At 73.1% G+C, this 20,710-nt stretch carries 23 protein-coding genes and 1 pseudogene; 15 read left to right on the top strand and 9 right to left on the bottom strand.

Annotated features, from left to right (window positions below; translation table 11 throughout):
• Window positions 1-54: 54 nt before the first annotated feature.
• The 5 genes and pseudogenes from JSY13_RS08110 to JSY13_RS08090 all read left to right on the top strand — a co-directional run.
• A complete protein-coding gene (locus tag JSY13_RS08110) occupies window positions 55-1,647 on the top strand; it encodes a sodium-dependent transporter (protein ID WP_259606218.1) in 1,593 nt (530 codons plus the stop codon).
• Window positions 1,644-1,802 carry a methionine/alanine import family NSS transporter small subunit gene (locus JSY13_RS08105; RefSeq protein WP_259606217.1) on the top strand — a complete coding sequence of 53 codons (159 nt, stop codon included), beginning with the start codon at window positions 1,644-1,646 and terminating at the stop codon, window positions 1,800-1,802. The genes JSY13_RS08110 and JSY13_RS08105 overlap by 4 nt, the downstream gene beginning before the upstream one ends.
• Before the next feature lie 92 nt (window positions 1,803-1,894).
• Window positions 1,895-2,770 (top strand): Rieske (2Fe-2S) protein, encoded by an 876-nt coding sequence (locus JSY13_RS08100; RefSeq protein WP_259606216.1) that lies wholly within the window; start codon window positions 1,895-1,897, stop codon window positions 2,768-2,770.
• A 48-nt stretch (window positions 2,771-2,818) separates the two neighbouring features.
• The gene (locus JSY13_RS08095) at window positions 2,819-3,418 is read left to right on the top strand and encodes an NADPH-dependent FMN reductase (RefSeq protein ID WP_259606215.1); all 600 of its coding nucleotides are present in this window, start codon (window positions 2,819-2,821) and stop codon (window positions 3,416-3,418) included.
• A gap of 19 nt (window positions 3,419-3,437) precedes the next feature.
• A pseudogene (locus JSY13_RS08090) lies at window positions 3,438-3,962 on the top strand (UdgX family uracil-DNA binding protein); the annotation flags it as partial.
• 155 nt (window positions 3,963-4,117) lie between these two features.
• Here JSY13_RS08090 and JSY13_RS08085 read toward each other — a convergent pair.
• From JSY13_RS08085 to JSY13_RS08075, 3 genes are all read right to left on the bottom strand, one after another.
• Entirely contained in the window at window positions 4,118-4,624 is a 507-nt protein-coding gene (locus JSY13_RS08085; protein ID WP_259606214.1) for an O-acetyl-ADP-ribose deacetylase, read from the bottom strand.
• Window positions 4,625-4,626: 2 nt separating this feature from the next.
• Window positions 4,627-4,842, bottom strand: a complete 216-nt coding sequence (locus tag JSY13_RS08080) for a DUF2795 domain-containing protein (protein ID WP_259606213.1) — start codon at window positions 4,840-4,842, stop codon at window positions 4,627-4,629.
• Window positions 4,843-4,924: 82 nt separating this feature from the next.
• A complete protein-coding gene (locus JSY13_RS08075) occupies window positions 4,925-5,347 on the bottom strand; it encodes an Hsp20/alpha crystallin family protein (protein ID WP_259608166.1) in 423 nt (140 codons plus the stop codon).
• A 134-nt stretch (window positions 5,348-5,481) separates the two neighbouring features.
• On the opposite strand from JSY13_RS08075, the gene JSY13_RS08070 reads away from it, so the two are divergent.
• Window positions 5,482-5,850, top strand: coding sequence for a MerR family transcriptional regulator (locus JSY13_RS08070; protein ID WP_259606212.1), 369 nt, complete (start codon window positions 5,482-5,484; stop codon window positions 5,848-5,850).
• A gap of 66 nt (window positions 5,851-5,916) precedes the next feature.
• On the opposite strand, the gene JSY13_RS08065 is transcribed toward JSY13_RS08070, so the two are convergent.
• The gene (locus JSY13_RS08065; RefSeq protein ID WP_259606211.1) at window positions 5,917-6,177 is read right to left on the bottom strand and encodes a Rho termination factor N-terminal domain-containing protein; all 261 of its coding nucleotides are present in this window, start codon (window positions 6,175-6,177) and stop codon (window positions 5,917-5,919) included.
• A gap of 111 nt (window positions 6,178-6,288) precedes the next feature.
• Window positions 6,289-6,723: a pyrimidine dimer DNA glycosylase/endonuclease V gene (locus tag JSY13_RS08060; protein WP_259606210.1), complete on the bottom strand. Its 435-nt coding sequence runs from the start codon at window positions 6,721-6,723 to the stop codon at window positions 6,289-6,291.
• 92 nt (window positions 6,724-6,815) lie between these two features.
• On the opposite strand from JSY13_RS08060, the gene JSY13_RS08055 reads away from it, so the two are divergent.
• Together JSY13_RS08055 and JSY13_RS12700 are read left to right on the top strand one after the other, a co-directional pair.
• The gene (locus JSY13_RS08055; protein ID WP_259606209.1) at window positions 6,816-7,196 is read left to right on the top strand and encodes a hypothetical protein; all 381 of its coding nucleotides are present in this window, start codon (window positions 6,816-6,818) and stop codon (window positions 7,194-7,196) included.
• 103 nt (window positions 7,197-7,299) lie between these two features.
• Entirely contained in the window at window positions 7,300-8,370 is a 1,071-nt protein-coding gene (locus JSY13_RS12700) for an ankyrin repeat domain-containing protein (protein WP_432806396.1), read from the top strand.
• On the opposite strand, the gene JSY13_RS08045 is transcribed toward JSY13_RS12700, so the two are convergent.
• From JSY13_RS08045 to imuA', 3 genes are all read right to left on the bottom strand, one after another.
• Window positions 8,300-11,725, bottom strand: a complete 3,426-nt coding sequence (locus JSY13_RS08045; RefSeq protein ID WP_259606208.1) for an error-prone DNA polymerase — start codon at window positions 11,723-11,725, stop codon at window positions 8,300-8,302. The genes JSY13_RS12700 and JSY13_RS08045 overlap by 71 nt on opposite strands.
• On the bottom strand, window positions 11,725-13,278 hold the full coding sequence (locus JSY13_RS08040; protein ID WP_259606207.1) for a DNA polymerase Y family protein: 1,554 nt from the start codon (window positions 13,276-13,278) through the stop codon (window positions 11,725-11,727). The genes JSY13_RS08045 and JSY13_RS08040 overlap by 1 nt, the downstream gene beginning before the upstream one ends.
• 187 nt (window positions 13,279-13,465) lie before the next feature.
• Window positions 13,466-14,047: a DnaE2-dependent mutagenesis accessory factor ImuA' gene (gene imuA', locus JSY13_RS08035; RefSeq protein ID WP_259606206.1), complete on the bottom strand. Its 582-nt coding sequence runs from the start codon at window positions 14,045-14,047 to the stop codon at window positions 13,466-13,468.
• 114 nt (window positions 14,048-14,161) lie between these two features.
• On the opposite strand from imuA', the gene JSY13_RS08030 reads away from it, so the two are divergent.
• From JSY13_RS08030 to JSY13_RS08000, 7 genes are all read left to right on the top strand, one after another.
• A complete protein-coding gene (locus tag JSY13_RS08030; RefSeq protein ID WP_259606205.1) occupies window positions 14,162-14,452 on the top strand; it encodes a DUF1905 domain-containing protein in 291 nt (96 codons plus the stop codon).
• A 54-nt stretch (window positions 14,453-14,506) separates the two neighbouring features.
• Complete coding sequence (locus tag JSY13_RS08025) at window positions 14,507-14,977, top strand: prepilin peptidase (RefSeq protein WP_259606204.1); 471 nt, start codon at window positions 14,507-14,509, stop codon at window positions 14,975-14,977.
• 86 nt (window positions 14,978-15,063) lie between these two features.
• Window positions 15,064-15,279 (top strand): response regulator, encoded by a 216-nt coding sequence (locus JSY13_RS08020; RefSeq protein WP_259606203.1) that lies wholly within the window; start codon window positions 15,064-15,066, stop codon window positions 15,277-15,279.
• Between the two features lie 49 nt (window positions 15,280-15,328).
• Entirely contained in the window at window positions 15,329-15,976 is a 648-nt protein-coding gene (locus JSY13_RS08015) for a CYTH domain-containing protein (RefSeq protein WP_259606202.1), read from the top strand.
• A gap of 89 nt (window positions 15,977-16,065) precedes the next feature.
• Window positions 16,066-17,229 carry a type III polyketide synthase gene (locus tag JSY13_RS08010; protein WP_259606201.1) on the top strand — a complete coding sequence of 388 codons (1,164 nt, stop codon included), beginning with the start codon at window positions 16,066-16,068 and terminating at the stop codon, window positions 17,227-17,229.
• Window positions 17,219-17,941 (top strand): methyltransferase domain-containing protein, encoded by a 723-nt coding sequence (locus JSY13_RS08005; protein WP_259606200.1) that lies wholly within the window; start codon window positions 17,219-17,221, stop codon window positions 17,939-17,941. The genes JSY13_RS08010 and JSY13_RS08005 overlap by 11 nt, the downstream gene beginning before the upstream one ends.
• On the top strand, window positions 17,928-19,106 hold the full coding sequence (locus JSY13_RS08000; RefSeq protein ID WP_259606199.1) for an FAD-dependent oxidoreductase: 1,179 nt from the start codon (window positions 17,928-17,930) through the stop codon (window positions 19,104-19,106). The genes JSY13_RS08005 and JSY13_RS08000 overlap by 14 nt, the downstream gene beginning before the upstream one ends.
• 105 nt (window positions 19,107-19,211) lie before the next feature.
• Here the strand turns inward: JSY13_RS08000 and lpdA are convergent, their stop codons facing one another.
• The gene (lpdA, locus tag JSY13_RS07995) at window positions 19,212-20,609 is read right to left on the bottom strand and encodes a dihydrolipoyl dehydrogenase (RefSeq protein ID WP_259606198.1); all 1,398 of its coding nucleotides are present in this window, start codon (window positions 20,607-20,609) and stop codon (window positions 19,212-19,214) included.
• Between the last annotated feature and the right edge of the window lie 101 nt (window positions 20,610-20,710).

Genomic DNA, 20,710 nt, shown 5'->3' with positions numbered 1-20,710 from the left:
GACCGGTACGCTCGCAGACGACGTTCCCGCATCCGAACGAAGGAGCACCCTCCCGTGACCCAGAGCGCCTCCCCGGCAGCCGGCGCCGTCCCGCAGCGCGCGGAGTGGACCGGTCAGGTCGGCTTCATCCTGTCCGCCGTCGGCTCGGCCGTCGGACTCGGCAACATCTGGCGCTTCCCCGGCGTCGCCTACGAGAACGGCGGCGGGGCGTTCCTCATCCCGTACATCGTCGCCCTGCTCACCGCCGGCATCCCGATCCTGTTCCTCGACTACGCCATCGGCCACCGCTTCCGTGGTTCGGCGCCGCTCGCGCTGCGCCGCCTGGCCGGCCGGTTCGGCGAAGGCCTGGGCTGGTTCCAGGTGATGATCTGCGTGTTCATCTCGCTCTACTACACCGCCGTGCTCGCCTGGGCGCTGAGCTTCTTCGTGTTCTCCTTCGACCTGCGCTGGGGGTCGGATGCCGCGGCGTTCTTCACCGGCGACTACCTGCGTGTCGCCGGCGAGCCGTTCACTCTCGACTTCGTGCCGGGCGTGCTCCTGCCGCTGGTGCTGATGTGGGTGGTCACCCTCGGGATCCTCGGGGCCGGGGTGGTCAAGGGCGTGCAGCGCCTGAACGTCATCGCCGTCCCGCTGCTGGTGGCGGGATTCCTCATCCTGGTCGTGCGGGCGCTGTTCCTGCCCGGCGCGATCGACGGCCTGAACGCCTTCTTCACCCCCGACTTCGCCGCGCTGGGCAGCCCGTCGGTGTGGGTCGCCGCGTACAGCCAGGTGTTCTTCTCGCTGTCCGTCGCCTTCGGCATCATGCTCACGTACTCGTCGTACCGCCGGCGCAAGTCCAACCTCACCGGGCCCGGCCTCGTCGTCGCCTTCGGGAACTCGTCCTTCGAGGTGCTCGCCGGCATCGGGGTGTTCGCGACGCTCGGGTTCTTGGCCCACCAGCAGTCGATCGCCATCGCCGAGCTCGAGGGCCTCACCGGCGTCGGACTCGCCTTCATGACCTTCCCGGCCATCGTGGCCGAGATGCCCGGGGGACAGTTCTTCGGCGCCCTGTTCTTCGGAGCCCTGGTGCTCGCCGGCCTCACCTCGCTGATCTCGGTGATGGAGGTGATCCTCGCGGCCGTGACGGACAAGTTCGGCCTCAGCCGCGCGCAGGCCGTGTACGGTCTCGGCGGTGCGCTCGCCGTGATCTCGATCGTCCTCTTCGGCACCACCTCGGGCCTGACCGCCCTGGACACCATCGACAACTGGGCGAACAACATCGGCATCGTCGGGTCGGCCGTGGTGATGACCATCACCGTGTTGTGGATCCGCCGTGCCGGCACCGAGCTCAGCGGCCACCTCAGCATGCTGTCCACCTTCAAGGTCGGCCGGATCTGGCTGTTCCTGGTGTCCGTCCTCGGACCGGTGGTGCTCGGGTACATGCTCATCGCCACCGTGTTCGGACTCCTCTCCGAGCCCTACGGCGGCTACGACGAGACCTACCTGCTCATCGTCGGCTGGGGTTCGGTGGTGCTCATGATCGCCGGGTCGCTGCTGCTCACCCTGAGCCCGTGGCGGCGCGACCCCGCGCTGTTCACGGTCTGGCCCGCGGTGCCGGGGGAGCGCCCGCGTCCGGCATCCGCAACCACGGAAGGAGGTGCACGATGACCGGCATCGCACTCGTGTTCCTGGTGATCGCCGTCGTGATCATCTGGGGCGGTCTCGTCGTCAGCACCGTCCTGCTGTCCCGGCGCCCCGAGGTGACCGCGTACCCGCCCGGCGGCGACGAGGTCGAGGCGCAGGACCACTCGGGGCGCGCATAGCGGCTCGCGGCAGCGCGCGCCACCCCCGTTGACCGGCTCGCGGGCGCGGGGTAGACCGGATGCTCCGACGACCCCCACCGGGAGGAGCGACCATGCGCGTGGCGACAGAAGCGGTGCCGGAGACGATGCGTTCCCTGATCGGCCGCATCGGAGCGGCGAAGTCCCTCGACCCCGTCGTGGAGAAGGTCAGCGGCTGGGTGACCGCGCTCACCCGATCGACACCGGTCAAGAACGCCCTGTCCGGCTCCTGGCTCGGCCATCAGCTGCATCCGGTGCTCACCGACCTGCCGATCGGGGCGTGGAGCTCCGCCGTCGCGATCGATCTCACCTGCGGCGAGGCGGGCGCCCCGGTCGCGCGCCGCCTGGTCGGTCTCGGGCTGCTGGCATCCGCCCCCACGGCTCTCTCGGGCGCCGCGGACTGGAGCGACACCTACGGGCGCGACAAGCGGGTCGGCTTCGTGCACGCGGCGAGCAACGAGACCGTCTCCGGACTGCAGGCGGTGTCGTGGCTGCTCCGGCGGCGCGGCCACCGCGGCGCGGGAGCCGCGCTGAGTCTGCTGGCGCTCGGCGTCACCCTCGGGTCCGCGTATCTCGGCGGTCATCTCTCCCTCGCCCGCGGCATCGGCGTGAACCACACCGCGTTCCAGCCGCGGGTCACCGACTGGACCGACGTCGCGGCGGACGCCGACATCGCCGAGGGGGAGATGATCCGGGTCGAGGCGGACGGCGTCCCGGTGCTGCTGGCCCGGCAGGACGGAAGCCTGAACGCGATCTCCGCCGTCTGCTCGCACGCCGGCGGCCCGCTCGAAGAGGGCAGCCTGGATGCCGACGGCTGCGTCACCTGCCCCTGGCTCGGCAGCCGGTTCTTCCTGGAGGATGGGAGCGTTCAGCGCGGCCCTGCCAGCGTCCCGCAACCACGGTGGAAGCTGCGGGTCGAGGGCGGACGCGTCCGCGTCCGCTCCGCCTGACACCGGCTGTCCCGGGCGGACCGGGAGCAGTGGAAGGAGAAAAGCACCATGACACACCGCATCGGCTACCTCGTCGGCAGCTTGTCCAAGGACTCGATCAACCGGGTGCTCGCGAAGGCGCTGGTCCGCCTCGCGCCTGACGAGCTCGAGCTCACCGAGATCCCGATCGGCGACCTGCCGCTGTTCAACCGCGATGACGAGATGAACCCCGACCCGGCAGTTCCCCGGTTCAAGGAGCGGGTGGAGGCCTCGGACGGCCTGCTCTTCATCTCGCCGGAGTACAACCGCTCCATCCCCGCCCCGCTCAAGAACGCCATCGACTGGGGCTCCCGGCCGTGGGGGAAGAACTCCTTCGCGCGCAAGCCCACCGGCATCATCGGCGCCTCGGTCGGCGCGATCGGCACCGCGGTGATGCAGTCGTCGATGCGCAGCGTGCTGAGCTTCCTCGACGCGCCGCAGCTGAATGCCCCGGAGGCGTACATCTCGTTCAAACCGGAGGTGTACGGCGAGGACGGCGAGGTGAAGGACCCCGGCACCGAGAAGTTCCTGCGCCACTACATGGAGGAGTACGCCGCCTTCGTCGCGCGGGTGCTGTCGGTCACGCTGCCGGGGCACATGGGGGACTCCGATCCCGACACGATGCACTGAGCGGTGCGAGCCGCGACGGATGCGGAGGAGGAGGCGGCACGATGCCCGACGTGGACCGTCCGGCGCCGCCCGCTGGGTACCGGATGCGGCGGGCATCGACGAGCTCCGCAGCGCCGTGCACGACTGCCGCGGATGCGAGCTGTGGCGTGACGCCACCCAGGCGGTGTTCTCGCAGGGAGCGCCAGGGGCCGCGCTGATGCTCGTGGGCGAGCAGCCCGGCGACAAGGAGGATCTCGCGGGCGAGCCGTTCGTCGGCCCGGCCGGGCGGGTGCTGGACGACGCCCTCGCGGATGCCGGGATCGGTGGGGCCTCCGCCTACGTCACCAACGCGGTGAAGCACTTCCGCTTCGAGCGCCGCGGCAAGCGCCGCATTCACGAGAAGCCCGCCGTCGGGCACATCGTCGCGTGCCGGCCGTGGCTGGAGGCAGAGATCGCCGTCGTGCATCCGCAGGTCATCGTCGCCCTGGGCGCCACCGCGGCCCGCGCGGTGCTGGGGCGCACGGTGAAGATCGGCGAGGTGCGCGGCGTCCCCCTCGAGGCCGCGGATGCCGCGCGGACGACCGTGGTCGTGACCGTGCACCCCGTCGAGCATTCTGCGCATCCGCGAGGAGGAGGAGCGCCGGGCGGGCTTCCGCGCCTTCGTCGCGGATCTGCGCACGGCGGCGGACCTGGCCGGCTGAACGGCAGCATGCGCCCCGCTCAGGACTCGCGCGCGATCCGCTCGTGGACGGCCTCCGCGATGGCCGCGTCCAGCGCGACGATGCGGATGTCCTGCACGGACGTCGGCGTCCCGGCGAGCATCCGCACCGCCGTGTCGATGGCGTCCTCGCGCGGCCAGCGGTACACGCCCGCGCTGATCAGCGGGAAGGCGACGCTCAGCGCGCCGAGCTCGTCGGCGACCTGGAGGGAGCGGCGATAGCAGGACTCCAGGAGTGAGCGCTCGCGCTCGCCGGATCCCCAGTCCGGGCCGACGGTGTGGATCACCCAGTGGGCGGGCAGGTCCCCGGCGGTGGTCCAGCCGGCGTCGCCGGTCGCCAGGCCGTGCGGGAACCGACGGATGCAGTCCTCGAGGATCGCGGGTCCGCCCGCGCGGTGGATGGCGCCGTCGACGCCGCCCCCGCCGCGCATCGAACGATTGGCGGCGTTGACGACGGCATCCACCTGCTGGGCGGTGATGTCGCCCTGGACCGCGGTGAGAGCGGGCACTGCTACGCCGGGACCAGCGCGCTCTCGGCGCGCGCGATGCGTGCCAGCACGTGGCGGACGTGCCAGCGGGCGGCGAAGCTCTGCTCCGGCAGCAGCTCGAGCAGGGCGGTGTCCTCCGCAGACAGCCCGTCGCGCGCCGCCTCGCGGAGCAGATCGTCCTTCACAGCCGGGTACTCCATACTGCGCAGGAAGCGATCGAGGGTGGGGGAGAGGCTCATCGTGTCGTCCTTTAATGCGGGAGTCGGCGGATGCGGAAGGGGGCGTCCCTCCGCGGGGGCGCCCCCTCGATGGCGGGGCGGATCAGGCCGCGATCTCCTGGCGGTGCTCCGCGGCCTCGACCGTGATCTTGCGTGGCTTGGCGCGCTCGCTGACCGGGATGATCACCGACAGCACACCGCTCTCGTACGACGCACTGATCTTGTCCACGTCCACGCCGTCGCCGAGCGTGAACTGGCGCAGGAAGGTGCCGGAGCTGCGCTCGCGCGCGAGCCAGCGGACGCCTTCGCCGCTGTCGGCCGTGCGCTGGGCGCGGATCGACAGCTGCGAGCCGTCGACGTCCACGTCGATCGACCCGGGGTCCACGCCGGGCAGATCGGCGTGCAGGACATACTTGTCACCGTCGCGGAACAGGTCCACCGGCATCAGTCGGGGTGCCCGAACGGAGTCCAGCACGCTGGCAGCAAAACGATCGAGCTGACTGATCGGATCGAATGTCATTCCCATGTGTTCTCCTTTCGTGCGGCCCGGGAAGGGCGGGATCGGTTGTATGATGATGCAGGTAATCTGCATCTGTGACTGCAAATTTGTTATAGGACAAATCGAGAAGATTTGCAACAGATCTGAAGGAAACTCTCAGCATGACGGAACGCGACGGGCGCACTCCGCTGTACGGCATCGCCGTGGCGGCACAGCTCGTGGACATGCCGGAGGCGACCCTGCGTCTCTTCGAGCGCAAGGGCCTGCTCACACCCTCCCGCAGCGAGGGCGGCACGCGCCGCTACAGCGACGACGACATCGAGCGACTCCGGCGCGCCGCGCAGCTGCGCAGCGAGGGCATGAACATCGCCGGCATCGGCCGCATCCTCGAACTGGAGGACGAGAACGCCGGTCTGCGCGAGGAGCTCGCCGCGGAGCGCGGCGAGGTGCCGGGGCGTGGAGAGGTGCCCGGGCACGACGAGGTGCCGGGGCGTGGGGATGTGCCGGGGCGTGACGCGGACAGGCGCTGAGCCGGCGCGTGGACGGGTTCGGCGGCCGGCGGTTCGGACGCTTCGACGGGGCTCGGCGCGTCGAAGTCAGTGCTCGCGCAGCATCCGGATGAGCTCCGCCTTGCGCTTGCCGGAGTACCCCTCGAGCCCGAGTTCCTTGGCGCGCTTGCGCAGCTCGTCGACCGTCCAGTCCTCGTAGTCGCCGGCCTTGCCCCCGCGACGGCCCACCGTGGAGCGCCCGTCCCTGGCCGCCGCGTTCGAGATGCGCGCGGCCTTCTCTTTGGAGGCGCCCTCATCGCGGAGCTTCTCGTACAGCTCCTCGTCCTTCAGTTCCGGCTGAGGGGTCATCCGGTCCTCCTCTCGGCTGCGGCCCGCGCTCGTCCGCGCCGGGGCCCTGGGGACGAGGTTAGGCGCGCTCCCGCGCATCCCGCACCGCCTTGACAGCCGCAGGGCGCGCACCTAGAGGACGGCCCGCTCCCACGGCTCGACCTCGCCCTCGATCGCGACGAAGAGCGGATGCGGCGACGGCGCCTCCCGCTCCCAGCGCGCGGCCGCTGCGGCATCGCGCAGCGCGAGCTTGCGCCCGAGATGCGCCCACTCGAGCGCCAGCTGCCCGGTGGTCACCGGGATGGTCCCATCCGGCTCGGCCGGTGACAGGATGCAGGTGGCATCGAACCGGTAGCCGCGGCGGCCGGCCTCGGCGCGGAGCCCGGTCAGATAGGCGCCGACGGCCGCCAGCGGATCCGGCCGGGTGCGGAACCGCTCCAGCTGCGGGTGGTGGCGGTACCCACGCGTGCGGCCGGACAGCACGGCCTGGGCGAGCAGGGACTCCCGCCAGCAGGCGGTGAGGCCGGCGCGGTCGAGATGGCGCGGATGCAGCGACCAGAGCCTCATGCGCTGCGCCTCCTTCCGACCGGCCCGGCAAGGCTAACAGCACGGCGCGGTCGGCCGGTCCGGTGGCAGGTGCCGGAGCCTAAAGTGGGGGCATGGAGAGAACGCTCGTCGTCGCGGCATCCGCTCCGGTGCCGCGCGGGAACCGGGTGGAGATCGCGCAGGTGCGCGAGGGCGAGGCGGATGCCGGGGCGGTGGCCTTCGTGTTCGACCTCGACCGCGGCATCCGGTACCGGCTGCGGGACATCCCGGGCGAGCGGGTCGAGGTGTGGCGCGGGCACGTGCGCGACTGCACCGTCGCCGACACCGCGGCGGGACCGCAGACGACGCTCGTGGTGGCGGCCGTGGATCCGGCCGAGTCGGCCGACGCGGCCCTTCGCGAGGCGGATGCCGCTGCCGCAGCGGCGAAGGCCGAGGCGGATCGGTGGGGCGGCGCGGACCGTCCGCCGGCGGAGGCGCCGGACCGGTTCTGGTGATCAGGCCGCGCCGCGCGCGGTGCCGCCGGACCATCCGATCGGCTGATCCGATGCTCGCCGGTCGTCCGATGCCGGCCGAGGCGGGAGGCCGCAGACTGGGGGCATGACCCCGCGCCCGATCACCCCGTATCCGAGGTTCCCGCGCGCGATCGCCCTGCTCGCCGGTGTGGCGGCGGCCGTGCTCGTCGCCTGCGCACCCGCGGCACCCGACCGATCGGGTCCATCCGGTCCATCCGGTCCATCGTCGTCGGCATCCGCCGCGAGCGATCAGCAGCAGCGGTTGGACGCGCAGCTGCGGGAGGCGGCCTGGGCGGACGACGTCGAGACCGCCGCCGACCTCATCGCCCGCGGCGCGGACGTGAACGCCAAGGACGACACGCAGCAGTCCGCGTACCTCATCGCCACCAGCGAGGGCCACCTGGAACTGCTGCGGCTGACGCTCGCGCACGGCGCTGTCGTCGACGACAAGGACAGCTGGAACGGCACCGGTCTGATCCGCGCCGCCGAGCGCGGGCACGGATACGTCGTCGGCGAGCTGCTGCGCGCCGGCATCGACCGCGACCACGTGAACCGGATCGGCTACCAGGCCATCCACGAGGCGGTCATCTTCGGCGAGGACACCGAGAGCTACGCCACCACCGTCCGGGCGCTGATCGCCGGCGGGGTGGAGCTGGACCGCCCCTCCGGCGGGGAGGGCTGGACGCCGCGGGAGATGGCGGAGCAGCGGGGACTGGAGGGGCTGCGCGCGATCCTGGAGCACGCTCTCCGCCCCGGCGCCGTCGGATCCGGACGCCGCCCTGCTCGCCGCCGCCCGCGAGGGCGATGCGGATGCCGCAGCCGTCGCGCTGCGGGCGGGGGCCGCGGTCGAGGCGCGGGATTCCGAGCAGCGCACCCCGCTGATGCACGCGGTGCTGGGCGACCACGTCGCGGTGGCCTGGGTGCTGGTCGCGATGGGCGCCGACCCCGGCATCCGGGACGCGCAGGGGCGCACGGCGCTCGAGAACGCGCGTCGTCTCGGGCACGAGGAGATCGTGGCGGTCCTCGGCGGGTGAGCCGGCGCGCGGCGCCGTCGCGCGGCGCGGCTGCGGGCGGAGGTCGCGGGCTCACCGGAAGTCCCTCGAACGGTGCGGGACGCCGGTGGGCAGATCCTCGAAGGCATCCGCCATCACGTTGACCACCCCCTCGGGGGAGCGCTCCAGGATGCCGCGGACGATGAGAGCGGGGGAGTCCCGCGCGACCCGGCGGTAGCGGTTCCACACCCCGGTCGAGCACACCACGTTCACCAGGCCGTGCTCGTCCTCCAGGTTGAGGAAGGTCACGCCGGCCGCGGTCGCCGGCCGCTGCCGATGCGTCACCAGCCCGGCGACCTCGATCCGCCGGCCGGGCTCGTGGTCGCGCAGCCGGTCGGAGGGGAGCACCCCGCGCTCGGTCAGCGCGGGGCGAAAGTGCGTCATCGGATGGTCGTCGGTGGAGACGCCGGTCGCCCACAGATCGGCGGTGAGCCGCTCGTAGCTGGTCTGGTCGGCGAACAGCGGCGGCTGCACGGCGACGGCGGTGCCGGGCAGGTAGCGGGCGCGGTCCTCGGCCGCGGCCCCGGCCATCCAGATCGCCTCCCGGCGGGTGAGGCCCAGGCACTCGAAGGCGCCCGCGGTGGCGAGGGCCTCCAGCTGGGCGGCGGTGGCGTCCGTGCGGCGCACCAGGTCGTGCAGGTCGCGGAACGGCCCGTCCTGCGCGCGCGCGGCGACGATGCGCTCGGCCAGCGCGGTGCCGATCCCGCGGATGCCGGAGAGTCCCAGCCGCACCGCGAACCGCCCGTCACGGCGGTGCGCGGCGGAGGTGTCCGGCGCGTCCGGGTCGAAGGGGCCGGGTTTCGGATGCTCCTGCGCGAGGCATGCGTCCATCCCGGTCGGGCCGGTCGGGTCCGCCGGATCGAGCGGCTCCAGCCCGTCCAGCACCCCCGAGGCGTGCAGATCGGGCCGCAGCACCCGCACCCCGTGCCGGCGGGCGTCGGCGGTGAGGGTGGACGCCGAGTAGAAGCCCATCGGCTGCGCCCGCAGCAGCCCGGCCAGGAACGCCGCCGGGTAGTGCAGCTTGATCCAGGAACTGGCGTACACCAGCAGCGCGAACGACAGCGAGTGCGACTCCGCGAACCCGAAGTTGGAGAACGCCTGGATCTGCGCGTAGATGCGGTCGGCGGTCTCGTCGTCCAGCCCGTGCCGGCGCATCCCGGCGTACAGCGATTCGCGGATGCGCTCGATCCTCTCCAGGCCGCGCTTGGATCCCATCGCGCGGCGCAGCAGGTCGGCCTCGTCGGCGGTGCAGTCGCCGAGCACGGTCGCCATCTGGATCAGCTGCTCCTGGAACACCGGGATGCCCAGGGTGCGCTCCAACACCGGCTCCAGCGCCGGATGCGCATAGGTCACCGGGTCCTTCCCGGTCTTGCGGCGCACGAACGGATGCACCGCGCCGCCCTGGATCGGGCCGGGGCGGATCAGGGCGATCTGGATCGCCAGCTCGTAGAACTCCCGCGGCTGCAGCCGCGGGAGCAGGCCCATCTGGGCGCGCGACTCCACCTGGAACACCCCGATCGAGTCGGCCCGGCAGAGCATGTCGTACACCGCCGGCTCTTCCTTGGGCAGGGACTGCAGCGTCCAGGTCTCCCCGGTGTGCGCGGCGATGAGGTCGAAGCAGTGCTGCAGCGCGGCCAGCATCCCCAGCCCCAGCAGGTCGAACTTCACCAGCCCCATCCAGGTGGCGTCGTCCTTGTCCCACTGGATGACCGTGCGGCCGGGCATCCGGGCGTGCTCCACCGGCACCACCTCGCCGACCGGGCGGGCGGTGATCACCATGCCGCCGGAGTGGATGCCGAGGTGCCGCGGCGCCTTCAGCAGCTGCCCGGCGTAGGCGAGCACGTCCTCGGGGATGTCGTGCCCCTCGCCGACCTCGACCCCCGCGCTCCAGCCGTCCACCTGCCGCGACCAGGCGTCCTGCTGCCCGGGGGAGTGCCCGAGGGCCCTGGCCATGTCGCGCACCGCGTTCTTCGGCCGGTACTGGATGACGTTGGCCACCTGGGCGGCGCGCTCCCGGCCGTACTGCTCGTACACCCACTGGATGATCTCCTCGCGCCGGTCGGAGTCGAAGTCCACGTCGATGTCGGGCTCCTCCTCGCGGGTGGTGGCGAGGAAGCGCTCGAACGGCAGCCGGTAGCGGATCGGGTCGACGGCGGTGATGCCCAGCAGGTAGCAGACCGCGCTCGCCGCGGCTGATCCCCGCCCCTGGCACAGGATGCCGCGGCGCTTCGCCTCCGTCACGATGCCGTGCACGATGAGGAAGTAGCCGGGGAAGTCCTTCTCCTCGATCACGGCGAGCTCCCGCTCGATCCGCGCCCTGCCCTCGGCGTCCAGGTTCGGGTACAGCCGCGGCACCGCCTCCCAGACCAGGGCGCGCAGGTGCTCCATCGGCGTGCGGCCGTCCGGCTCGTCCAGTCGGGGCAGGTCGGGCTTGGCGCGCCGCAGCGGGAACGCGCACTCCTCCGCGATCCGCAGCCCGGTCGCGATCGCCCCCGGATAGCGGCGGAACCGCTCGGTCATCTCCGCGCCGCTGCGCAGGTGGGCGCTGCCGTGCACGGGCAGCCAGCCGTCCAGCTCGTCCATGCTGCGGGTGGCCCGCACGGCGGCCACGGCCTCGGCCAGCCCCGCACGCTCGGGGGCCGCGTAGTGCACGTTGTTGGTCGCCACCACGGGCAGCCGGAACTCGGCGGCGAGATCGGCGAGCGCGTCGTTGCGGCGGGTGTCGAGCGGGTCGCCGTGGTCGATCAGCTCGACCGCGACGCTGTCGTGACCGAAGAGGTCCACCAGGCGCCGCAGCGGCGTGACCGCATCTCCGCGGGCGAGCCCCCGCCGCACGCCCCCCTTGCGGCATCCGGTGAGGATCGTCCAGTGCCCGCCGGCGCTGGCAGCCAGATCGTCCAGGTCGTACAGCGGGCGGCCCTTCTCGCCGCCCCGCAGCTGGGCGCGGGTGATCGCGCCGGAGAGCCTGTGGTACCCCTCGATGCCGCGGGCGAGGACGAGCAGATGCTCGCCGACCGGATCGGGCGCACCGCTGCGCGCGGGGGACGGACCCGTCCGCGTGCGACCCGTCCCCTCGAGGTCGCCCAGGGAGAGCTCGGCGCCGAACACGGTCTGCACCGAGGTGAACTCCGCGGCCTCGGCGAAGCGGGCCGCCCCGTAGAAGCCGTCGTGGTCGGTGATCGCCAGTGCGGTCAGCCCCAGCGCCTCCGCCTCGGCCAGCAGCTCGTCAGGGGAGGAGGCGCCGTCGAGGAAGGAGTACGAGCTGTGCGCGTGCAGCTCGGCGTACGGGACCGCATCCTCCGGCCGGACCACCGGCGGCGGGGCGGCCGGAGTGCGGCGCCTGCTCAGCGGACCGGGGTCGGCCCGGATTCCGGTCGGTTCGGCGGATGCCGGCTCGGTGGGGGCGCTCAGGGTGCGCTCCAGTTCGGCCCAGGTGTAGCCGGGATTGTGCCAGCCCATCAGCGGTACCTCCCCTCGGCCCACCACCGGCCGTCGGCGAGCATCACCAGCCAGGCCCGCTGGTGTGCGTCCAGCAGCTGGAACCGGTGGGCGTCCAGCGCCCGGTCCGGATCCCAGCGGTGTTCGCGGATCGGCCAGGGCCCGGCCCAGCCGGCGACCTGGCAGTCGTCGATGAACGCGGGCGGGGCCGACAGCGCGCCGCGCGCATCGACCCGGATCTTCTCCCCGCCCGCCGCGGTCACCCGGATCGGCCGCGGCGGGACGAACACCTCGGCCGGGAGCGGACCGGGCAGCCTCCCCGGCCACGGCTGCGACGGGTCGCGCTCGGTCACCGGCCGCTCGCCCCACGGGGTCAGCACCTGCCGGTCGGCGAGCAGCCGTCCGCCGGCCACGCTCGCCGTGACCACGCCGCGGTGGCCGAGCAGCGTCTGCACCCGGGAGACGGCGTGGTGCAGACGCTCGTCCGTCCCCGCGCCGAAGAGACCCGGCTGGTGGTGCGCGGCGTCGTCGACGGCGACCGGGACGATCCGCACCCCGACGATGCCGTGGAACGCGTGCGCGGCGTCGTCGTCGGGGACGTCGGAGACGAGCGCCTCCAGCTGCCAGCGCACCCGGTCGACGAGATCGGCGGCGTCGAAGCAGGTCGGATGCAGCCAGGTGCGCGAGTGCACCCTGCCGTCGTCGTCGGTGAGGTCGATGCGCACCTCCGTGCACACCGCGGAGGCGTCGGCGAGGGCGAGCAGCACGGCATCCGCGGTCTGCCGCACCGCGAAGGCGATCTGATCCGCCTGGCCGAGCGGGGTGTCGAACGCGATCTCGCGCGCCAGCTCCGGATCCGGCGGACGGGGGGAGAGCGGACGGGAGTCGGCACCGCGCGCCAGGGCGTGCAGGCGCGCGCCGTGCTCCCCGAACCGGGTGCGCACCTGGTCGGCGCCGAGCGCGGCGAACCCGCCCAGAGTGGTCACCCCGAGCCGGAGCAGCAGGCCGGTCAGCTCCTCGTCGTCGAGCACCTGCACCGGCAGCGGGGCGAGGAACTCCCGCGCGCCGCCGGGCGGCACCGTCGCCCAGGGCGGCCCGTCCGCCGCCGCGCTCGCCCTGGCCGCCAGTTCCGCGGTGAACACGCCGTCGGCGATGCCCACCCGCACCTCCGGGTACCCCGCCTCCGCCAGCATCCGCAGCAGCGCCAGGGCCGCCTCCTCCTCGCCGCCGTGGTAGCGGGAGACGCCGCGGGAGCGGAGGGCGGCCAGGCCGGGGCGGATCAGCAGCACGCCCGGGGAGTGCTCGTCGATCAGGCGCAGCACGGGGAGGAAAGCCCGATCCTCCTGTGCCTCGTCGTGCGGCAGCAGCCGCAGCTGCGGCATCCGTCCCTGCGCGAGGCGCCGGCGCTGCCCGGCCCGCACCCCGTGCGCACGGGCGGAGGCGGTGCAGGCGGTGACGACGTTCCCGCGGACGAGGGCGACGGGCGGATGCGGGGGCGGCTCGCCCAGCGCCGCGCGCAGCGGCCAGTCGGGGAACCACAGCGCGTGCACCCGGAGGGGCTCCTGCGCGGTCATCCCGCGGCCCTCCAATCCGGCACGGCGGCGATCCGCGCGGGAGCGCGCTCGACTCCGCGCTCCACGCGGTCCGCAGTCACGCGGTCCGCAGTCGTGCCGTTCGCAGCCGCGCGCTCCACGCCGCCCAGGCTGCCGGGGAGCCGCACCCGCACGCTCTGCGGGCGCGGGGTCGTCCTCGTCTGCGCCGTCACCGTGACCGTCCGGTCGGACAGCAGCCCCACCCCTCGCCGAGCCCCTCCCAGTGCGGATCGTGCAGGGTGATCAGCCCCTCGCCCTGCGGCCACGGGGAGGTGGTGAGCAGGGTGCTGCCGCGGTCGCGCAGACGGGCCGCGAGCCGCGCGGCCTCCGCCTCCCGCACCGGCGTGCCGGGGTTCATCGCGATCAGCGGCACCACCTCGGAGAGCGCGGAGACCACCGCCAGCCAGCGCTCCCCGGGCGAGGGCACCAGGATGAGGCGGGAGAGGTCGATCCCGGAGGCGGCCGCCGCCTCGAGGCCCAGCGTGGGCATCCCGACCGCGGCGCACCAGCCGCCCCGGCGGGAGGCGGCGCTCATCAGCGCGAAGATCAGGCTCGGGGAGGGGGAGACGGAGTAGACCGTCCCGGTCTGCAGCCCGCCGCCCGGCAGCAGCCCCGCGAGCGCGGGGTCCAGCGGCAGGGTGGGGTCGTCGCTGCGTCGCCGCTGCATCCGCCCGATCTCGCGGCGCAGGCGGAGGATCTCCCCCGCCCTTTCGTCGGCGGGGGAGAGCGCCGACAGCGTGGCCTTTCCCATGCATCCATCCTCGAAAACATCTTCGAATAGTTCAAGTCCGATATGGACGCTAGTTCGGACATCCGACATCCGCGGAACGGCGCCGATGTCGGCGCTCGAAGGTACGCTGAGCGCATGCGGATCGAGTTCGAGAGTCCGGTGACCCGGTGGGACGCCCGCGTCGACTCCTGGTTCTTCGCGACCCTGCCGGAGGAGCTCTCCGCCGACATTCGCGAACTGCCCGCCCCGCCGCGCGGCTTCGGGTCGCTGCGCGTGAACGTCCGGATCGGCACGACGACCTGGCGCACCTCGATCTTCCCGGGCCGGTCGGGGTACCTGCTGCCGGTGAAGAAGGCCGTGCGCGACGCCGAGGGCATCGGCGACGGCGACGTCGTGCTCGTGGACCTCGAGATCCTCGACCTGTAGCGGCTTATCCACAGGGCGTCGTCGCCCTGCGCGCGGATGCCCTAGCCTTCGGGCATGTCCCTCCACGCCGTCGCCGTCGTCCTCGTGCACCTCGCGCTCGCGGCCGTCGGGCTCCGGCTGATCGTCATCGACGCCCGCGAGCACCGGCTGCCGAACCGGATCGTGCTGCCGACCCTCGCCGCGCTCGTCGCGCTGGTCGTCGTCGACGCGCTCGCGACGGGGGAGAGCGGGCGGATGCTGCGCGCGCTGCTCGGCGGTCTGGCGCTCGGGGCCTTCTACGCCATCCTGCACCTGGTGTCGCGCCAGGGCGTGGGCGGCGGCGACGTGAAGCTGGCCGCCGTGATCGGCCTGGTGCTGGCGTGGCACGGCTGGCAGACGCTGCTGATCGGAGCCGCGGGGGCGTTCGTCCTCGGCGCGGTCTACGCGCTCGCGCTGATGGCGCTCCGGCGCGCGGACCGGTCCACCCGGATCGCGTTCGGGCCGTGGATGATCCTCGGGGCGGTTCTCGGGATGGTCGCCGGCTGAGCGGCCCACGGGGGTGTCGGAAGCCCTCGGCGGGCGTGCCGGGCGCCCTTCGGCCCGATGACCGTGACCGGGTCTATGGTGAGCACATGGCACTCGCACGACTCCACGGCGGCCCGCTCGACGGGCAGATCATCCGGCTCGACGACGCCGAGCAGCAGACGCTCATCGTCCCGTACAGCGAGACGCAGCTCACCTACCGCCGCGGCGGCGAGCCGAGCAACACCGGACCGCACGACGGCCCCACCGAGATCGGATTCTGGTTCGCCGAATCCGAGGACGACTTCGTCCCCCGTGTCGACTGACCCCGTGTCGACTGACCCCGTGTCGACGGGCCCCGTGTCGACGGGCCCCGTGTCGACGGACCCCGTGCCGACGGGGGCCGGGGCGGACGAGCCGTCGCGCGCGTTCGAGGTCGAGCGCAAGTACGACGCGGATGCCGCGACGCCCCTGCCGGACTGGTCGGCAGTGCCGGGCGTGACCGCGGTCACGGAGGGGGAGCACCGCGCCCTCGACGCGCGCTACCTCGACACGGCCGACGCCGCCCTGGCGCGCGCGGGCGTCGCCCTGCGCCGGCGCACCGGCGGCCCGGACGCGGGATGGCACATCAAGGGGCCGCGTCAGGGCGACGGACGCCTGGAGCTGGGCTGGCCGTTGGACGAGGACGGGACCATCCCGGCCCCCGTCGCCGAGACCGTCGCGCAGTGGACCCGCGCGCCGCTCGCGCCGCTCGCGCGCATCGAGAACGCGCGCACCGCGTACCACCTGCTCGGCGACGGCGGCGTCGTCGCCGAGTTCGTCGACGATCACGTGCGCGCGACCGACGAGCGCACCGGCATCCGTCGCGAGTGGCGCGAATGGGAGATGGAGCTGGGTCCTGCGGCCCCGACGGATGCCGCGGAGCGGGCGGACTTCTTCGCCGCGGTGGAGCGGGCGGTCGTCGCCGCCGGCGGGCGTCCGGCGTCCTCGGCGTCGAAGCTGGCCCGCGCGCTGGGGTTCTGAGCGGCCGGCGCGGAGCACGGACCTTCCCAGAGAGCCCGGGACGACGCAAGCCCCTTCCCCCGGGCGGCGCGTGCTGATTGAGTGTCGGCATGAGCCGTCCGGTGCAGCTGAGGTCCCTGTCCACCGTCGTCCCGGAGACACCCCTCGAACAGCAGACCGTGCGCGACGTGTTCGCCGCGCAGCCCGAGCTGGGGCGGCTCGCGAAGCGCCTCGTCACGGCATCCTTCGACGGCTCCGGGATCGAGACCCGGCACACCGTGCTGCGCGAGCTGGACCTGTCCGAGGAACCTGACGACCCGATGTTCTTCGACCGCGCCAGCGGCACCCTCCTCGCCCCGGGGACGAAGGCGCGCAACGAGGTCTACGCCCGCGAGGCGGGCGCGCTGTTCGTCGAGGTCGCCCGCGGCGCGCTCGAGGCCGACCCGGTGATCGGCCCGGATGACGTCACGCACGTCGTCACGGTCTCGTGCACCGGGTTCTACGCCCCCGGCCCCGACTATGCGATCGTGCAGCGGCTGGGACTGTCGGATGCGGTGCAGCGCTACCACCTGGGTTTCATGGGCTGCTACGCCTCGGTGCCGGCGCTGCGCGCCGCGCGGCAGTTCTGCCTCGCCGACCCGGACGCCGTCGTGCTCGTGGTGAGCGCCGAGCTGTGCACCCTGCATCTGCGCTCCTCGGAGAACCCGGACACGATCGTCGCCACCTCGCTGTTCTCCGACGGCGCGGCGGCCTGCCTGGTCACCGCCCGCGAGCTCGGCGACGAGGCGCCGTCGTTCTCGCTGGACGGCTTCCACACCGCGATCGCCACGGAGGGCGAGAAGGACATGGCGTGGACGATCGGCGACAGCGGGTTCGAGATGGTGCTCTCCACCGCGGTTCCGCAGATCATCGGCGAGAACATCGAGGCGGCGCTACGGCCGCTGTACGCCGCGGAGGAGGAGCTGGGCGCCGCATTCGACGCCGGCGACATCGGCGACGCCGTGACGCACTGGGCCATCCATCCGGGCGGGCGCAGCATCCTGGACAAGGTGCAGGAGCGGCTGCGGCTCAGCGACGACCAGCTGCGCCCGGCGCGGGAGACGCTCCGCGAGTACGGGAACATGTCCAGCGCCACCGTGCTGTTCGTGCTGCAGCGGATCCTCGAGCAGGAGCGGGCGCGGCCGGGCGAGCGCGTCGCCGCGATGGCGTTCGGGCCCGGGCTCACCGCCGAGAGCGCGCTGCTCACCGTCCTCGCACCAGGACATGGGGCCTGACCTCAGCGCACGCGCCACCGGCATCCGGGAGCTGATGGACGAGCCGGATGCCGACCGGCGGATGCTGCAGCGCACCTACGCGCGCTTCGCCCTGGTCAATGGGATCGTCTCGCCGTGGCGGGGCGGGTACCGGCGCGACATCCGGCCGCGCGCCCGTCGCGGATCAGTGCGGATCCTCGACGTCGGATCCGGCGGCGCCGACCTCACCCGCGCCCTCGCCCGGCGGATGCGCAGGGACGGGCTGGCCGCGGAGATCACCGCCCTGGACGCGGACGCGCGGGCGAACGCGTGGGCGTCGGCGCGCGACGGCGGGCTCGGGATCCGCTACGTGCACGGCGTGACCGCCGACCTGGTGCGCGCGGGCGAGGAGTACGACGTCGTCCTCTCCAACCACCTGCTGCATCACCTGACCGCCGGCGAGCTGCGCGCGCTGCTGGCCGACGCGCAGCGGCTGGTGCGTCCCGGGGGCGTCGCCGTGCACCACGACATCGCCCGCAGCCGCGCCGCGTACCTCCTGTTCGCCGCCGTGACGCTGCCGCTGGCTCCGACCGTGCTGGCGGGTTCGTTCATCCGGCCGGACGGGCTGACCAGCATCCGCCGCTCCTACACCGCTGACGAGCTCGCCGCGGCGGTCCCGCCGGCCTGGACGGTGCGCCGCCGGGCGCCGATGCGCCTCGAGCTGCGCTGGGAGGCGCCGGATGCCGGATCATGACGTGATCGTCGCCGGCGGCGGCCCGGTCGGGCTGCTGCTGGGCTGCCTGCTCGCCGCGCGCGGGATCGACGCGATCGTATGCGAGCGCCGGGACGGCCCGGACCCGCGGACGCGCGCGATCGGCATCCACCCGCCGGGGCTTGCCGCGCTCGCCGAGGCGGGTCTGGCCGACGCGATCCGGGCGGAGGCGCTCGCGCTGCGCGGCGGCGAGGTGCTGTCGCGTGGACGCGTGCTGGCGGCGGTGGCATTCGGGGCCGGGTCAGGTGCCGGGCTGAGGTCCGGGGTGGGCTCCGGGCCGGGCTCCGGGCGCCCGGTGCTCACGCTCCCGCAGCACCGCACGGATGCCCTGCTGCGGGCGCGTCTTGCCGAACTGTCCGGCGGACTGCGGCCGGGGACGGAGGTGCTGTCGGTGCGCGACGAGGGATCGCGGGTGCGGGTCGCCGTGCGCGAGCGCGGCCGGGAGCGGGAGCTGACGGCGGCCCTCCTCGTCGCGGCCGATGGGGTGCGCAGCGGCATCCGCACCGCACTCGGCCTCGGCTGGCGACGGCGACCGGGCAGCGCCGGGTACGCGATGGCGGACGTGCCGGATGCCGGGGCAGGCGTGCGATCGGGGCCGGATGCCGGCTCGGATGCCGTCGCCCGGCTGCACTGCGAACCCGGCGGGCTGGTGGAGTCGCTCCCGCTGCCCGGCGGGATCCGGCGCTGGGTGGTGCGGCGGACCGGGCCCGGCTCGCTGGCAGATGCGGCGGCCTTCCGGGCCGAGATCGCCGCGCGGCTCGGGACCGACCCCGGCATTCCGGAGGACGCGCGGCCGGTCGAGTTCCTGGCCGCGCAGCATCGCGCCGGCCGGATCGCGACCGGCCGGATCGCCCTCCTCGGTGACGCGGCGCACGAGATCAGCCCGATCGGCGGCCAGGGGATGAACCTCGGCTGGGCGGATGCCCGTCGTCTCGCCGCGGCGATCGAGGAGGCGCTGCGCTCCGGCCGCCCCGACCTTGAACGGTACGCCCGGGCATCCGTGCGGGCCGCCGCGAGCGCGCACCGGCGGTCGGCGTTCTACATGGCGATGGGCGCACCGGCATCCGGCCCTCTCCTCACCGCCCGCGAGACGCTGATCCGCGCCCTCGGCGCGCCCCGCTGCGGGCGCGCGCCGCCGCCCTCGTGACCATGGGAGGCCTCTGACCCCCGCGACCCCTCCGCCCCCTTGCACGGGAAGGCCCCGGTCCCTTGGGGAGGGGCCGGGGCCTTCGCGGGCGCAGCGCGCCGCGTGTCAGAAGTTGATCATGTGACCGGCGAGGCCGTGGAAGCCCTCCTGCAGCGCCTCCGACAGCGTCGGGTGGGTGTGCACGTTGCGGGCCAGCTCCAGAGCGGTGAGGTCCCACTTCTGGGCCAGGGTCAGCTCGGGCAGGAGCTCCGACACGTCCGGGCCGACCATGTGCGCACCGATCAGCTCGAGGTGCTCGGCGTCCGCGATGAGCTTCACGAAGCCGACCGGCTCGCCCAGGCCGTGCGCCTTGCCGTTGGCCATGAACGGGAAGGTCGCGACCTTGATCTCGCGGCCCTCGTCCTTCGCCTGCTGCTCGGTGAGACCGAACGAGGCGACCTGCGGCGAGCAGAACGTCGCCCGCGGCATCATCCGGTAGTCGCCCAGCGTCATCGTCTCGGCGTTGCCGATGGTCTCCGCCGCGACGACCGCCTGCGCCTCGGCCACGTGGGCGAGCTGCAGCTTCGCGGTGACGTCGCCGATGGCGTAGATGCCCTCGACGTTGGTGCGCATGTGGTCGTCGATCTCGATGGCGCCGCGCTCGGTGAGCTTGACGCCGGTGTTCTCCAGGCCGTAGCCGTTCACGTTCGGAGCGAAGCCGACCGACATGAGCACCTTGCCGGCCTCGATCGAGCCCTGCTGGCCGTCCTTGCCGGTGTAGGTGACGGTGACCGACGAGCCGTTGTCGACCACGGACTCCACCTTGGTGGACGTGAGGATCTCGATGCCGTAGTTCTTGTACTGCTTGGTGATCTCCTTCGACACGTCCGCGTCCTCGTTGGGGAGCGCGCGGTCGAGGAACTCGATGATCGTCACCTTCACGCCGTAGTTCGACATGACGTAGGCGAACTCCATGCCGATGGCGCCGGCGCCGACGATGACGATCGACTCGGGGAGCTCCCGGGAGAGGATCTGCTCCTCGTAGGTGACGACGTTGTCGCTGAGCTGCACACCCGGAAGCAGGCGGACCGTGGAGCCGGTGGCGATGATGACGTTGTCGAAGGTGACCTCCTCGGTGGAGCCGTCCTTCTTGGCCACCGAGATGGCCTTCGGGCCGGTGAAGGTGCCGCGGCCCTCGTACTCGGTGACCTTGTTCTTCTTCATCAGGAAGTGGATGCCCTTGACCCGGCCGTCCGCGACGACGCGGCTGCGGTCCCACGCCTTGCCGTAGTCGATCGTGAACTCACCCGAGATGCCGAAGAAGTCGGCCTTGTGCTTCAGGGTGTGCGCGAGTTCGGCGTTCTTCAGGAGGGCCTTGGAGGGGATGCAGCCCACGTTCAGACACACACCACCCCAGTACTTCTCCTCGATGATGGCGGTGGACAGGCCGAGCTGGGCGCTGCGGACGGCGGCGACGTAGCCGCCAGGGCCCGCGCCGAGGATGACGACATCGTAGTGTGGCATGCCCTCAGCCTATCGTCCCGAGGTGCGCGACGACGCAGTGCGACAAGGTGCCTGCGGATGCCGGGAGACTCCTCCCGCCGGGCGGAGGGGATCGGATAGGC

Source organism: Microbacterium neungamense, from assembly GCF_024971095.1.
GTDB classification, from domain to species: Bacteria; Actinomycetota; Actinomycetes; order Actinomycetales; family Microbacteriaceae; genus Microbacterium; species Microbacterium neungamense.
The sequence above is the reverse complement of the archived record's forward strand: the minus strand, read 5'-3'. Positions and strand labels throughout refer to the sequence as shown.